This is a genomic window from Frigoribacterium sp. Leaf263 (assembly GCF_001422285.1).
Lineage (GTDB): Bacteria > Actinomycetota > Actinomycetes > Actinomycetales > Microbacteriaceae > Frigoribacterium.
The window spans coordinates 253,687-268,220 of sequence record NZ_LMMO01000004.1 but is presented as its reverse complement, the minus strand read 5'-3'; the positions used below and the strand labels follow the sequence as shown (position 1 = coordinate 268,220).

14 protein-coding genes are annotated in these 14,534 nt (G+C 72.4%); 1 reads left to right on the top strand and 13 read right to left on the bottom strand.

Annotation, left to right across the window (positions count from 1 at the left end; all coding sequences use genetic code 11):
• Positions 1–360 precede the first annotated feature (360 nt).
• From ASF17_RS10525 to tilS, 13 genes are all read right to left on the bottom strand, one after another.
• Positions 361–1,389 carry a sigma-70 family RNA polymerase sigma factor gene (locus ASF17_RS10525; protein ID WP_055799304.1) on the bottom strand — a complete coding sequence of 343 codons (1,029 nt, stop codon included), beginning with the start codon at positions 1,387–1,389 and terminating at the stop codon, positions 361–363.
• Between the two features lie 495 nt (positions 1,390–1,884).
• Positions 1,885–2,130 carry a hypothetical protein gene (locus ASF17_RS15310; protein ID WP_082475275.1) on the bottom strand — a complete coding sequence of 82 codons (246 nt, stop codon included), beginning with the start codon at positions 2,128–2,130 and terminating at the stop codon, positions 1,885–1,887.
• A gap of 24 nt (positions 2,131–2,154) precedes the next feature.
• The gene (lysS, locus tag ASF17_RS10515) at positions 2,155–3,702 is read right to left on the bottom strand and encodes a lysine--tRNA ligase (protein ID WP_082475274.1); all 1,548 of its coding nucleotides are present in this window, start codon (positions 3,700–3,702) and stop codon (positions 2,155–2,157) included.
• A gap of 49 nt (positions 3,703–3,751) precedes the next feature.
• Positions 3,752–4,513, bottom strand: a complete 762-nt coding sequence (locus ASF17_RS10510) for a Rossmann-like and DUF2520 domain-containing protein (RefSeq protein WP_055799301.1) — start codon at positions 4,511–4,513, stop codon at positions 3,752–3,754.
• Positions 4,510–6,510: a PH domain-containing protein gene (locus tag ASF17_RS10505; protein ID WP_082475273.1), complete on the bottom strand. Its 2,001-nt coding sequence runs from the start codon at positions 6,508–6,510 to the stop codon at positions 4,510–4,512. Before ASF17_RS10505 ends, ASF17_RS10510 begins: the two co-directional genes overlap by 4 nt.
• Complete coding sequence (locus ASF17_RS10500) at positions 6,507–7,064, bottom strand: PH domain-containing protein (RefSeq protein ID WP_082475272.1); 558 nt, start codon at positions 7,062–7,064, stop codon at positions 6,507–6,509. Before ASF17_RS10500 ends, ASF17_RS10505 begins: the two co-directional genes overlap by 4 nt.
• A gap of 43 nt (positions 7,065–7,107) precedes the next feature.
• Positions 7,108–7,578, bottom strand: coding sequence for a DUF3180 domain-containing protein (locus ASF17_RS10495; RefSeq protein WP_055799298.1), 471 nt, complete (start codon positions 7,576–7,578; stop codon positions 7,108–7,110).
• Entirely contained in the window at positions 7,575–8,156 is a 582-nt protein-coding gene (folK, locus tag ASF17_RS10490; RefSeq protein ID WP_082475271.1) for a 2-amino-4-hydroxy-6-hydroxymethyldihydropteridine diphosphokinase, read from the bottom strand. Before folK ends, ASF17_RS10495 begins: the two co-directional genes overlap by 4 nt.
• On the bottom strand, positions 8,153–8,623 hold the full coding sequence (folB, locus tag ASF17_RS10485) for a dihydroneopterin aldolase (RefSeq protein ID WP_082475270.1): 471 nt from the start codon (positions 8,621–8,623) through the stop codon (positions 8,153–8,155). The genes folK and folB overlap by 4 nt, the downstream gene beginning before the upstream one ends.
• On the bottom strand, positions 8,620–9,429 hold the full coding sequence (gene folP / locus ASF17_RS16145; protein WP_055800672.1) for a dihydropteroate synthase: 810 nt from the start codon (positions 9,427–9,429) through the stop codon (positions 8,620–8,622). Before folP ends, folB begins: the two co-directional genes overlap by 4 nt.
• A gap of 780 nt (positions 9,430–10,209) precedes the next feature.
• Positions 10,210–12,207, bottom strand: a complete 1,998-nt coding sequence (gene ftsH, locus ASF17_RS10475) for an ATP-dependent zinc metalloprotease FtsH (RefSeq protein WP_055799295.1) — start codon at positions 12,205–12,207, stop codon at positions 10,210–10,212.
• A 117-nt stretch (positions 12,208–12,324) separates the two neighbouring features.
• Complete coding sequence (hpt, locus tag ASF17_RS10470; protein WP_055799292.1) at positions 12,325–12,876, bottom strand: hypoxanthine phosphoribosyltransferase; 552 nt, start codon at positions 12,874–12,876, stop codon at positions 12,325–12,327.
• Positions 12,877–12,923: 47 nt separating this feature from the next.
• Positions 12,924–13,931 carry a tRNA lysidine(34) synthetase TilS gene (gene tilS, locus ASF17_RS10465; RefSeq protein ID WP_055799289.1) on the bottom strand — a complete coding sequence of 336 codons (1,008 nt, stop codon included), beginning with the start codon at positions 13,929–13,931 and terminating at the stop codon, positions 12,924–12,926.
• A gap of 68 nt (positions 13,932–13,999) precedes the next feature.
• Between tilS and ppa the strand changes: the two genes are divergently transcribed.
• On the top strand, positions 14,000–14,491 hold the full coding sequence (ppa, locus tag ASF17_RS10460) for an inorganic diphosphatase (RefSeq protein WP_055799285.1): 492 nt from the start codon (positions 14,000–14,002) through the stop codon (positions 14,489–14,491).
• Positions 14,492–14,534: the final 43 nt, after the last annotated feature.

Here is a 14,534-nt window from a genome sequence, read left to right as displayed (position 1 = left end):
ATGAGCCGAGACTGGCGTGATGGAGTCGACCCGCCCCTCCTCGGCTTGGCCCTCTGGGGAGGATTCGGCCCGTGAGGCGATCGGGGAGGACTCGCCCTGCCGGGGGAGCCCCTGGTCGCCCAGAGCCGACGTCTCACGGTGGGCGGAGAACGTCCTTGCAGCAGGCCGGGAAGGGCTACTTCTGACCACCCAGGCCAGAGGCCCACTCAACCCAGCTCGACGGTGGCGGAGAACGTCCCTGCAGCTGGCCGCGAAGGGCTGTCACCGACCACCGTGGCCAGGGGCGGGGCGCACGGAGTAGGGCCGCCACCCGAGCGGACTCGGGGCGGCGGCCCTCCGACGCGGAGAAGCAGACGCGTCCTACTGCAGGTACAGCTGGAGGTCCTGGCTGACGGCCTTGGCGAACATGCGCAGGCGGGCGCGGCTCTCGACGCGCGAGACGGCCTGGCGCGACGAGTGGACGCGCTTCGAGATCTCGTCGAGGGTCATCGGCTGGTCGTCGTCGAGGCCGAAGCGCATGCGGATCACGCGGGCCTCGTCGTCGGGCAGCGTCGCCACGAGGGCGTGCATGTCGCGGTTGAGCAGCGAGTTCTCGGTCGCTGCGGTCGGCGAGGGGGTCTCTTCGTCTTCGATGAAGTCGCCCAGCTCGCTGTCTTCGGCGTCGCCGACGACGGTGTGGATCGAGACGGGCTCGTGCGAACGCGACTTGAGCTCGACGAGGTCGGCGACCTCCATCGCGACCTCGGCGGCGACCTCCTCGACGGTGGGCGCACGGCCCAGGTCGACGGTCAGGTCGCGCTCGGCCCGCGAGATGCGGTTGATGCGCTCGACCGTGTGCACGGGGATGCGGATGGCGCGCGCCTTGTCGGCGAGGCCGCGGGCGATCGCCTGGCGGATCCACCAGGTGGCGTAGGTCGAGAACTTGTACCCCTGCGTGTAGTCGAACTTCTCGACGGCGCGCACGAGGCCGAGGTTGCCCTCCTGGATGACGTCCATGAACGGCAGGCCGCGCTGCGTGTAGCGCTTCGCAATGCTGACGACGAGGCGCAGGTTCGCGGTGATCATGCGGTCCTTGGCACGCTCGCCGTCGTGCTGCAGCCACTTGAGGTCGCGCATCATCTGGGCGTGGGCCTTGGTGCGGTCCTTCTTGATCGCGTCGGCGGCCTGGAGGTCCTTGAGCTTCTCGGCGGCGAACAGGCCGACCTCGATACGACGGGCGATCTCGGTCTCCTCGGCGGCGTCGAGGAGGGGCATGCGGCCGATGTGGCGGAGGTAGTCGCCGACCTGGTCGGTGGAGGCCCCGCGGACCTGCGACAGGACTTCGACTTCGGTGTCGTCGGTCGCTGTGTCGGTGCTCGTGTTGCGCGTGGTGACGGAGGTGTTCGTCATCGTTCTCTCCCTGCTTCGAATGCTGACTGTGCTGCTGTCGAATAAGTTCGTGAAGCTCTTCGGCGTGATACGAGTCTGGCGTGCGGGAGTTTCGGCGCGAAAGCCGCGGAAGCGCTTCGCGGGGGTTCTCGGAGCAGGCACACAGGGTTTCGAGTCGGACGGGGTACGAGAACGAACTGGCTTTGACGGCGAGCCTCGATCGGGTGTAGGCCTCTCGCCCTCCCGAGCGGGGTACATCTCACCGAGCCGATCCTCAAGGGAAGCCCGGATCTCCGGGCCTCCCGAGGCGCATCCGAGCCGGTGAGGGGTGACAGTCCGCCGCGATGCACAGTTCGACGCGTGCTGCTCGCCTTTTCTTCACCTCGTCTTCACCGGCCGTTCGGATACCGGCTAGGGGGACATCTTCGAGTGCGCAAAGCGGATGCGACCGGACAGCGCGAACGCCCGCCGACGTGGTCGGGCGGGCGTTCGGAGGGTCGAAGCCGAGGAGGCGCGCTACGGGGTGGCGGGCCGCGGACCGTCGTCGAGGTGGTCGGCGCCCCGACGGTCGGCCGCCAGGCGCTCGGTCTCGAAGTCGGCGGCCGCGACCTTGGCGCGCTCTTCCGCCTCGATCTTCGCGTACGCGGAGCGCTCGGTCCGGTCGGCCCGGATCAGCGAGCGCACGACGAACCAGAAGATGAGACCGACGACGATGGTCGGCGTCAGCGAGAAGACGAACGCTCCGAGGTACGATTCAGGCACTCGTCAAGGGTACGTCCCGCGGTGTCACTTCACCAGCGGGAACAGGATCGTCTCGCGGATGCCCAGGCCCGTGATCGCCATGAGCAGGCGGTCGATGCCCATGCCCATGCCGCCGCTCGGCGGCATGCCGTGCTCGAGCGCCGTCAGGAAGTCCTCGTCGAGGCGCATCGCCTCGACGTCGCCGCGGGCCCCGAGGGCGGCCTGCTCGACGAAGCGCTCGCGCTGCACCACCGGGTCGACGAGCTCGGAGTACGCCGTGGCCAGCTCGAATCCGCGGACGTAGAGATCCCACTTCTCGACGACGCCCGGCTTCGAGCGGTGGCTGCGGACGAGCGGGCTCGTGTCGACCGGGAAGTCCATGACGAAGGTCGGACGGTCGAGCGACGGCTTGACGAAGTGCTCCCAGAGCTCTTCGACGAGCTTGCCGTGCGTCTCGTGCGGCACGACCAGGTCGACCGTGGCGGCCAGCGCCTGCAGGTCGGCGACCGACGTCGTCGGGGTGACCTCGACGCCGGCGGCCTCGCTGAGCGACTCGTACATCGGCACTCGGGCCCATTCGCCCCCGAGGTCGTACTCGGTGCCGTCGGCGAGCGTCACGACGTGGGTGCCGGCGACGGCGAGGGCGGCGTTCTGCACCATCTCCTGCGTCAGACGGGCCATCTGCTCGTAGTCGCCGTAGGCCTGGTACGCCTCGACCATGGCGAACTCGGGCGAGTGCGTCGAGTCGGCGCCCTCGTTGCGGAAGTTGCGGTTGATCTCGAACACGCGGTCGATGCCGCCCACGACGGCGCGCTTGAGGAACAGCTCGGGCGCGATGCGGAGGAACAGCTCGGTGTCGAACGCGTTGCTGTGCGTCTGGAACGGCCGGGCCGCGGCCCCGCCGTGCATCGTCTGCAGCATCGGCGTCTCGACCTCGAGGTACTCGTGCGAGTCGAAGGTGCGACGCAGCGAGGCGACGGCCGCGGCGCGGGCGCGTACGGTGGCGCGGGCCTGGTCGCGGACGATCAGGTCGAGGTAGCGCTGACGGACGCGGGTCTCTTCGCTGAGCTCGCCGTGCAGGTTCGGCAGCGGCAGGATCGCCTTCGACGCGATGGTCCAGTCGGTCACCATGATCGACAGCTCGCCGCGACGCGACGAGATGACCTCGCCGGTGACGAAGACGTGGTCGCCGAGGTCGACGAGCTCCTTCCAGTCGGCGAGGGACTGCTCGCCGACCTCGGCGAGCGACACCATCGCCTGGATGCGCGAGCCGTCGCCGGCCTGCAGCGCCGCGAAGCAGAGCTTACCCGTGTTGCGGGCGTGCACGATGCGGCCGGCGAGGCCGACGACGTCGCCCGAGCGGCTGTCGGTCTCGAGGTCGACGTGGCGTGCGCGGACGGCCGCGATCGTGTCGGTGACGGGCACCCCGACCGGGTAGGCCTCACGACCGGAGTCGAGCAGGCGCTGCCGCTTCGCGAGGCGGACCTGCTTCTGCTCCGACGCCTCGCGCGCCTCCTCGCTGACCGCCTGGCCGTCGGCGCCGGCGGCACCGTCGATCGCGGGCGAGGGGGTGGGGTCGGACGAGGCGGTCATGTGTCAGCTGCTCCAGCGGGAAAGAGAGGGGTGGGAGGCGCGGTGCCGGTCAGGCGCCCGGGCCACCGGATGCGGACGACCCGTCGTCGAACGAGGCCACGTCGATGGTACCGGGGCCGACGGACCCCTCGGCGATGCCGAGCGCGCGGTCCATCGCCGACCGCACGAGCGGGGCGATGACCCGGCCGGGCTCGGGCATCCCCAGCTCGGCGAGCAGGTCGACCGACTGGCGCACGATGGCGGCCGAGAACTCCGTCGCCGTCGCCACGGCCTCGGCGTACCGGGGGCGGTCGGCGTCGGAGACGAGCACCGGCTCGGCGCCCATCTCGACGACGAGCGCCTGCCCGATCGGCTGCACCGGCACGGGAGCCGTGACCGCGCAATAGGCGCCGCGCAGGCGCACCAGGTCGATGGTCGTGCCCGTGAAGGTGAGGGCCGGATGGATGGCGAGCGGGATGACGCCGGCGGCGAGCGCGGGTCGAAGCACCTCGAGCCCGTGGGCGGCCGAGGTGTGGACGACGAGCTGCCCGGGCTGCCAGCCGCCCGTCTCGGCGAGGCCGGACACCAGGTCGGCGAGCTGATCGTCGGGCACGGCGATCAGCACGAGCTCGCTGCGCTCGACGACCTGCTGCACGGTGAGGATCGGGACGCCGGGCAGGATCGCCTCGGCGCGGTCCCGAGCCCGGTCGGAGACGGCCGAGATGCCGACCACCGCATGCCCGGCCGCGGCGAGCGCCGCCCCGAGGATCGGCCCGACGTGCCCCGCCCCGATGACGCCGACGCCGAGTCGGCCGCTGCGCTGGGGGCTCACGGGCGCTCCCCCGCGCCGTCGGCCCCGGCCCCGGCCCCGGTGGCCGCCGGATCGGGAGAGACCGCAGGAGGCGCGGCGACGGTCCCGAGCGGAGTCTCCGCGGGAGGCGCGCCCCCGGCCCCGGGCGGAGTCTCCGCAGAGGATGCCGCAGGAGGCGCGGCGACGGTCCCCGCAGGAGGCGCGGCTTCGGAGGACGCCCCGCTCACGGCGGCCGACAGCCAGCGGTGCGTCCGGTCGGCTCGCGCCGCGCCGACGGCGTCGCGTGACGCCGCGTGGAAGAAGCCGAGGGCGTCGTGCTCGTCGAGCGCCCCGATCTCGGCGGTGATCGGCCCCTGGACGGTGTGCACGCTCACCTCGGCGAGCCGGAGTCGACGCAGCAGCGGCCCCTGTCGGAGCGCGACGCTCTGCATCCGCGGCAGCGGCACGATGACGAGTCGGCGCCAGACCGCGCCGGTGCGCAGCAGCACGGCGCCCGGCGCCGAGCGGAACCCGTTGCGACGCCACGAGAACCAGCGCAGCACGGCCGCGCGACGCGGCGAGACGGTGAAGCCGCCGTCGGCGCCCGTCGAGGTGAGGCTCTGCTCGACGATCGAGACGGTGCGCGCCGCGTGCTCGCCGGCGGTCTCGCGGAACTCGCGCGCGACGCCCGCCGGATCGGTGGCGAGGGGCCCGGTCGAGGCGACCAGCGCCTCCTCGGTGTCCGCGTCGGCGGCGGCGACCCCCACCAGCTCGGGCAGCACGAACTCGAGCACGCGCCGCACGTCGCCGATGTCGCCCACGGGCAGGATGCTCGTGTTGCTCTGCCCGTCGGCGCCCTTCGCACTCGACCGCGAGGCCCGGTTGATCGAGACCTCCCACCAGCCGAAGGGCCGCCAGAGCAGCGGCTGACCGACCTTGACCGAGTGGATGCGCCCGGGCGGCAGGGTCTCGTTCGTCGTCGAGAAGAGGCCGTAGCCGATGCGGACCCCGTCGCGCGTCGACGCGATGCTGAAGCGCAGCGACTTCGAGACGCGGTTGACGTAGAAGCCGCCCGAGCCGAGCAGCGCCGGCAGCAGGGCGAACAGCAGGAAGAACTCGCCCGTCACCGCGATGCTGACCGCGACGGCCACGGCGGCGGCGATGATGAACAGCGTGTAGCCGCTCAGCAGCACCGAGCCGATGAGACGGCCCGGCGCGATGCGGACGACCGAGTCGGGGTCGACCTCGCGCGGGTCGAGCTCGGGGGCCAGGAGCTCGTGGGCCCGCTGCTCGACGACGTGGCCGAGTCCGCTGCGGACGGGGGCTCCGCCGGGTCCGGTCACCGCGCCTCCCGGGCCGTCGACCGCCGACCGCCCGCCCGCGGTCGGGCCGGAGCGCTCCGGACGCTGGGCCCCGGAGGCGCGGCGCAGGATCTCGCGCCGGAGGTCGTCGGCCGCGGCCCCCTTCAGATACGCCAGCACCACGTTGGCGTCGTCACCCGCCTGGTTGACCTCGAGCCGAGCCGCGCCGAAGATCCGTGCGAGCAGCGGCCGCTGGATGTTGATGCCCTGGATCCGGTCGAGCCGCGCCCGACGGTTCGTGCGGAACACGACGCCGCTGCGGATCTCGACGATCTCCTCCGTCACGCGGAACGTGTTCATGCGCCACGACAGCCAGAACAGGCCGACGAGCGCCGCGATCACGACGACGAGGCCGAGCAGCGCGAAGCCGAACCAGCCGTTCTGCCAGACGTAGCCGAAGGCGTCCCCCTCGTCGTGGCCGCCGCGGCGACCACCCGGCAGGAACAGCTCGAGCACCCAGTCACGGGCGTTGTTGATGATGATGCCGAGGGCCACGACCAGCGCGATGCCGCCCTTGAGCACGGGCGTCGCCGGGTGCAGCCGGTGCCACTCGCCGTCGGTCAGCGCCGCGACCTCCGGCGGGGCCGAGCCGCCGAGCGGGGCGGAGCCAGACTGCGCGTCCGGCTGCGCGCCCGCGGGGGCCGAGCCGTGGTCGCCGTCGGGGGCGCCGTCGCTCACAGGCCCGCCCGCCGCGATTCGGCCAGACCCACGAGGCGATCGCGCAGCGCGTCGGCGTCGTCGGCCGGCACGCCGGGGATCGTGACGCCCGACGCGGCCGCGGCCGTGACGAACTTGAGGTCGCTGAGACCGAGGGCGCGCACCACGGGCCCCCGGTTGATGTCGATGAGCTGCATGCGGCCGTAGGGGACGGCGACGAAGCGGACGAACATGACGCCCTTGCGCAGCAGCAGGTCGTCGTCGCGCAGCTGGTAGCGGATCGCCCGCACCCGTCGCGGGGTGAACGCGGCGACCAGGGCGAAGATCACGACCACCGCGGCCGTGATGCCGTACGCCCACCACCGGTCGAGCAGCCACAGGGGCGTCGTCGCGGCCGCGACGATCAGCCCGGTGACGACCCAGCCGATCAGCTCGGGCCAGACGTACTTCGGCGAGACGCCCGTCCAGACGCCGGCGGTCGGACCGGCGTCGGGTCCGTCCGAGACGGCGTGCGCGCCGTCCGGGTGGTCGTCGCCGCGGGCGATGTCGTCGTAGGCGCTGTCGAGTCGATCCATGGCGCGGGCTCCTCCGGTGATCACGGGCGAGGCGGGACGGCCCTCAGACCGCCTGCGCCCCCGGTCCGCCGTCGTCGTCGCCCGGCGGCACCGTGCACATGCGCTCGGCGACGACGCCCGCCACCAGGAGGGCGAGGCCCCCCACGACGGCGACGATCGTGGGCACGAGCGAGCCTACCGCGACGCTCACGCCGCGAGTCAGCATGAAGATCAGCACCCCCGCGGCGGCCCCGCCGAACAGTGCGCCCGACAGGCTGCTGGCCTTCGCGAGCAGCAGCACGCGGGTCGCGTAGTACGGGTCGATCCGGTCGGTGCTGGTGCCTCGGGCGACGCGTCGCACGGGCACCGCGAGGCTGATGACGATGCCGCCGATGGCGAGCAGCACGAGTCCGAGCGGCACCGGCGGCACGAGCGCGGCCCGCCCGTTCGCGACCAGGGCCGTGTCGACGACGAACCCGCCGAGGAGGGCGACGACGCCGAGCGCGACGAGGGTGGCGGGGCGGGTGTGCTTCATGCGGTGGCTCCCTCGTCGCGGACGGCCGGAGCCGAGGAGGCGCGGCGCCCGTCGTGCAACCGCGTCGCGCCCGGCACGGGGTGCGTCCGGTCGGGCAGCGCGGCGATCAGGTCGGTGACGCGTCCGAGCGAGCCGAGCCGCGCCTCCTCGTCGATCTCGGACCAGGGCTCGAGCACGAAGGCGCGCTCGGCCGCCCTCGGATGCGGCAGGGTGAGGCGCTCCGTCTCGAGCTCGAGGTCTCCGAAGGCGACGATGTCGAGGTCGAGGGTGCGGTCGCCCCAGCGGACGTCGCGGGTGCGCCCGTGGTCGGACTCGATGGACTGCAGGGCGTCGAGCAGGGCGATCGGGTCGAGGCTGGTCTCGACGAGGGCCACGGCGTTGAGGTACTCGGGGCGCGTCTCGTCGGGGCCTTCGGGGGTCAGCGCCACCGACGAGACCGGCGTCGAGGCCGAGACGACCGTGACCCCGGCGACGGCGTCGAGGGCGGCCACGGCGTCGCGGAGCAGCTCGTCGCGAGCGCCGAGGTTCGAGCCGAGGGCGACGACGGCGCGGGTGACGGGCCCGGTGGCGTCGCTCACGGGCGTTCTCTCACGATGGTGATCGAGACGTCTCCGAACGGCACGGTGATGGGCGCGCTCGGCTTGTGCACGGTGATCTCGGCCCGGGCGGCGGCCGGGAACGCGAGCACGACCCCGGCGAGCCGCTCGGCGAGGGTCTCGATGAGGTCGACGGGGTCGGTCTCGACGGCGGCGACGAGCTGCTCGGCCAGCACGCCGTAATGGACGGTGCGCTCGAGGTCGTCGGAGCCCGCCGCGGCACGGGTGTCGAGGTGGACGACGGCGTCGACGACGAACTCCTGGCCGTCGCGGCGCTCGTGGTCGAACACCCCGTGATGACCCGTGGCGCGCACGCCCGACAGTCGCAGCACGTCGAGGCCGACGGCGATCGTCGGCGCGGGCGTCCGGCCGGGGATCGGGACGGGCGACGGGGTCGGCGTCGGCGACGGCGGGGTCGGCTCGACCGGTCGCGGGTCGTCGGGGCTCATGCGTGCCGGGCCGGTCGGCTGGGGAGGGCGCCCTGCTGCCAGGCCCCCCACACGTCGAGCGCCGCCCGGGTCGCCGCGACGTCGTGCACGCGCACGGCCCAGACGCCGGCCTGCGCGGCCAGCACGCTGATGACGGCGGTCGCCGGGTCGCGATCGTCGACGCTCGCCCCCTCGGGGAGCAGATCGGCGAGGAACCTCTTGCGCGAGGCCCCGATCAGCACTGGCAGACCGAGACGGTCGAGCTCGTGCAGACCGGCGAGCACCCGCCAGTTCTGCGCGGCGTCCTTCGAGAACCCGATGCCGGGGTCGAGCACGATGCGCGCCGGGTCGACGCCCCGCGCCACGAGCTCGCCGACCCGGTCGGAGAGCTCGTCGCGCACCTGGGCGACGACGTCGTCGTAGTGCGGCCGGTCGGTGCCGTCGAGGGGGCCGCGCCAGTGGGTGGCCACGAACGTGCTGCGGGTGTCGGCGACGACCTGCGCCATGAAGCGGTCGGCCAGGCCGCCCGAGACGTCGTTGACGATTTCGGCGCCGGCCTCGACGGCGGCGTAGGCCGTGGCCGCGTTCATCGTGTCGATGCTGATGCGGATGCCCTCGGACGCCAGCTGCCGGATGACGGGGAGCACACGGCGCTGCTCGTCGATCGGCGCGACGCGGGCGCTGCCGGGGCGGGTCGACTCGCCGCCGACGTCGATCACGTCGGCGCCGGCCGCGACCAGCTCGCGGGCGTGCCGCAGTGCGTCGTCGACCTCGACGTACCGGCCGCCGTCGCTGAACGAGTCGGGTGTCACGTTGAGGATGCCCATCACGAGCGTGCCGCGGCCCGACGGCTGCGCGTGGGCGCCGGCACCGGTCGGCACGACCTCGAGCACCCGCGTGGCGACGTCGGGCTCGGGGGCCGGGCGGCGGTCGCCCGTGACGCGGGGTCTCAGCTCGTCGGCGCCGCGGACGGGCGGCACGACGAGGCCCGGCGCCGCGTGCGACCCGACCCGGGTGCGGGCGGCCGCGGCGTCGCGGTCGTCGAGGGGGCCGTCGAAGCGCCCCCCGGCGATGAGGCGGCGTCCGGAGGCGCGGGTCGGCTCCCCCTCGCCGCCCACTGTCGCGGAAGCGGAAGCGAGACCGGAAGCGGAACCGGAGACGGCCGCGCCCGCGGCACCGGCCTCACCGGAGGCGGCGGGTGCCGCCGGCGCGGAGGCCGCTGGCGCGGAGGCCGCCGGCGCCGAGGGCGTCACGCCCACCGGGCCGCCCGGAGTGCGCGTCGCGGGGGTCTGCGTGACCGGGGGCAGCTGGGCCGGCGGCCGCACCGCCGCACGTTCGCCGAGCGAGAGCACGAGGCGACGCTCGCTGCCGGCGGCGGGGGCGCTGGCCGGAGGGGCGTCGAGCACGACCGGGTCGGGGTATCGCTCGCGACCGCGGGGGCGCTTCCAGACACGCCTGGCCGACGTCTCGTCGGGTGCCCGGTGGGCTCCGCTCGGTGAGTCGGTCACGGCGTGGCGCCTCCGATCGGGCAGGGACGAACAGGATCGATACCCAGGGTAGCGACCGCACCGGTGTCGTCGAGCCGGTGCGGTCGCCCCGAGCGGCGGTCAGGCCGTGGCGATGCCGGGGGTGGTGCGCGGCGGGCGCTGACGGCTGGTCGCGCCGTCGGCCTCGGGCTCGGAGCCCACGCCGCCGTCGACCGCGGCCGCGTCGACCGGCGCCTTGGTCGGCATCGGGATGGCGGGCCGGTCCGAGACGGGTCGCTTGTCGCTCGAGAGCCACTGCGGGCGCTCGGGCAGCTTCTTGACGTCCTTGAAGATGTCGGCCAGCTCGTCGTGGTCGAGGGTCTCCTTCTCGAGCAGCACGGAGGCGAGGTGGTCGAGCACGTCGCGGTTGTCGTTGATGACCTGCCAGGCCTCGTCGTGCGCCTGCTCGAGCAGCACGCGCACCTCGGCGTCGACCGTCTCGGCGATGTTCTCGGAGTAGTCGCGCTGACCCATGTCGCGGCCCATGAACTGCTCGCCCGAACCCTGACCGAGCTTGACCGAGCCGACCTTGTTGCTCATGCCGTACTCGGTGACCATCTTGCGGGCGGTGCCGGTGGCCTTCTCGATGTCGTTCGAGGCGCCCGTGGTCGGGTCGTGGAAGACGATCTCCTCGGCGACGCGACCGCCCATGGCGTAGGCCAGCTGGTCGAGCAGCTCGTTGCGGGTGACCGAGTACTTGTCTTCGAGGGGCAGCACCATCGTGTAGCCGAGAGCGCGACCGCGGGGCAGGATCGTGACCTTCGTCACCGGGTCGGTGTGCCGCATCGCCGCGGCGGCGAGGGCGTGACCGCCCTCGTGGTAGGCGGTGATGAGCTTCTCGTGGTCGTTCATGATGCGGCTGCGACGCTGGGGCCCGGCCATGACGCGGTCCACGGCCTCGTCGAGCGCGCGGTTGTCGATCAGCTGCGCGTTCGAGCGAGCCGTCAGCAGGGCGGCCTCGTTGAGCACGTTGGCCAGGTCGGCGCCCGTGAAGCCGGGCGTCTTGCGGGCCAGGACCTCGAGGTTGACCGAGGCTGCGAGGGGCTTGCCCTTGCCGTGCACCTCGAGGATCTGCTTGCGACCGTCGAGACCGGGGGCGTCGACGCCGATCTGCCGGTCGAAGCGACCGGGACGCAGCAGGGCCGGGTCGAGCACATCGGGGCGGTTCGTGGCGGCGATGAGGATGACGTTGGTCTTGACGTCGAAGCCGTCCATCTCGACGAGCAGCTGGTTGAGCGTCTGCTCGCGCTCGTCGTTGCCGCCGCCGACGCCCGCGCCGCGGTGGCGGCCGACGGCGTCGATCTCGTCGACGAAGATGATGGCGGGCGAGTTCTGCTTGGCCTGCTCAAAGAGGTCGCGCACGCGGCTGGCGCCGACGCCGACGAACATCTCGACGAAGTCCGAGCCGGAGATCGAGAAGAACGGGACCCCGGCCTCGCCGGCGACGGCGCGGGCGAGCAGGGTCTTGCCGGTGCCGGGAGGGCCGTACAGCAGCACGCCCTTGGGGATGCGGGCGCCGACGGCCTGGAACTTCGCGGGCTCCTTCAGGAACTCCTTGATCTCCTCGAGCTCCTCGATGGCCTCGTCGGCCCCGGCGACGTCGGTGAACATGACCTGCGGGGTCTCTTTGGAGTTCAGCTTCGCCTTGGACTTGCCGAACTGCATGACCTTGCTGCCGCCTCCCTGCATGGACGACAGGAGGAACCAGAAGATCACGCCGATGATCAGGAACGGCAGGAGGATGCCGAGCAGCGACACGAGCCAGTTGCTCTGCGTGACGGTGTCGTCGAAGTTCTCGAGGTCGGCGTCGGTGATCGCCGTGACGACCTCTTCGCCGCGCGGGGTCGCGTAGTAGAACTGCTCCTGCTTGTCGCCGTCTTTCAGCACGAGGTCGACCCGCTGCTCGTTGCTGAAGATGGTCGCCGACTTGACGTCGCCGGCGCTGATCGAGGCCAGACCCTTCTGGGTCGACACCTGCGTCGTGCTCGACGAGCTGATGACGCTCCACCCGATGCCGATGCCGATCACGGCGATCACGATGTAGATGATCGGGCCGCGGAAGAGTTTCTTGAAGTCCATGTCAGTACGGGCGGAGCCCGAGACCTTTCTGCAGGGAGAAGATGAGCAGAAGGTTACATCGAGCCCCCTATGCGCCCCATGGGTGTTCGCCGTGGGCCTAATGCACCCGCGCCGGAGCTAGCTGTAGACGTGCGGCGCCAGCACCCCGACGCCGCGCAGGTTGCGGTAGCGCTCGTCGAAGTCGAGCCCGTAGCCCACCACGAAGTCGTTGGGGATCTCGAAGCCCACGTACTTCACGTCGACGTCGACCTTCGCGGCCTCGGGCTTGCGCAGCAGCGCGAAGATCTCGACCGAGGCGGCGCCGCGGGTGCGCAGGTTGTCGAGCAGCCACGACAGGGTCAGACCCGAGTCGATGATGTCCTCGACGATGATGACGTCGCGACCGTGGAGGTCGGTGTCGAGGTCCTTAAGGATGCGCACCACACCCGACGACTTGGTGCCCGAGCCGTACGACGAGACGGCCATCCAGTCCATCGCCGCGCTCATCTTGAGCTCGCGCGAGAAGTCGGCCATGACCATGACCGCGCCCTTCAGCACCCCGACCAGCAGCGGGTCGCGACCGGCGTAGTCGGCCTCGACCTGACGGGCGACCTCGGCGATCTTCGCGTGGATCTGCTCTTCCGTGTAGAGGACGGAGGTGAGGTCGCTCTCGATGTCGCTGAGTTCCATGGCGGGGTCGTGCTCCAGAGGTGAGGGGAGGGGCGGTGGCGGGGATCTCAGGAGGCGCCGGTCGCGGCGAAGTGCAGCGCGCCTCCGGTGCGTTCCACTGTAATGCCCGGCAACGACACGGGCCCCTGGCCGTGCCAGTCGGTCACGAGACGCGCCACCTCGAGGGTCTGGGCGCGGCTGAGGGTCACGGCGAACTCGCTCGAGACGGCCAGGCGGATCAGCCGCTGGCGGAGGGCGGCGGGGTTCGCCGCGAGCGACCGAACGTCGAGCGAGATGCCGGCCTCGGCATGATCGGCCACCTCCTCCGCCTGCTCGAGGGCGAAGTGGTCGAGCGCGTCGCTGTCCTCTCTCAGCTGCGCGGCGGTGCGGACGAGCGCCTCGGCGACGCCCGGCCCGAGCTCGCGCTCGAGCACCGGCAGCACCGCGTGGCGCACCCGCACGCGGGCGTACGCGGGGTCGTCGTTGTGCGGGTCGTCCCACGGATCGAGACCGAGGTCGGCGCAGGAGGCGCGGGTCGTCTCGCGACGCACCCCCAGCAGCGGTCGGCGCCACCGCCCCGACACGGCGTCCATGCCGTGCAGGCTCACCGGGCCGCTGCCCCGCGCCAACCCGAGCAGCACGGTCTCGGCCTGGTCGTCGAGCGTGTGGCCGAGCAGCACGACGGCGGCGCCCGTCTCGGTGGCGACCTCGTCGAGCGACCGGTAGCGCGCCTCCCGGGCTGCGGCCTCGGGCCCGCCGTCGACGCCGACCCCGATGCGGCGGATCTCGACCGGGGCGAGACCGAGGGCGGTGGCGGCGGCCGCGGCGGTGGCCGCGACCTCGGCCGAGCCGGGCTGCAGCGCGTGGTCGACGACGACGGCCCCGGCGCGGAGGCCGGCCCGGGGCGCCTCGAAGGCGGTGGCGGCCGCGAGGGCGAGCGAGTCGGCGCCGCCGCTGAGGGCCACGAGCACGAGGGCGTCGGAGGGCAGCCCGTCGAGCGAGGCGCGGACGGCCCGACGCACGTCGGCCATGGCCGGGGTCAGGCGCGGGCGGGTCGGACGGTGCTCGGCGCTCATCTTGTAACGTTAGCGAAGCCGTCGACCCGCCTGGTCGGCACGCCCCCGAGACTGAAGCAGGAGCACCCATGGCCGCGTACGACGCCGTGATCGAGATCCCCAAGGGAAGCCGCAACAAGTACGAGGTCGACCACGAGACCGGTCGCGTCTACCTCGACCGCGTGCTCTTCACGGGCTTCGTGTACCCGACCGACTACGGGTTCTTCGAGAACACCCTCGGGCTCGACGGCGACCCCGTCGACGTGCTCGTGCTGCTCGACTACCCGCTGTTCCCGGGCGTGGGCGTCAAGGTCCGCCCCGTCGGCGTCTTCAACATGACCGACGACGGCGGCAGCGATGCCAAGGTCATCGCGGTGCCCGCGAAGGACCCGCGCTGGGAGCACATCCAGGACATCTCGGACGTCCCCGAGTACCTGCGTAAAGAGATCGAGCACTTCTTCGAGCACTACAAGGACCTCGAGCCCGGCAAGTGGGTCAAGACCGAGGGCTGGGGCGACGCCGCCGAAGCCGAGGCCATCGTCGAGGCCGGCATCAAGAAGCTGGCCGACGAGGGTCACTGACCCGTTCCGCATCATGAGGGGGCCCCGCGATCACTCGCGGGGC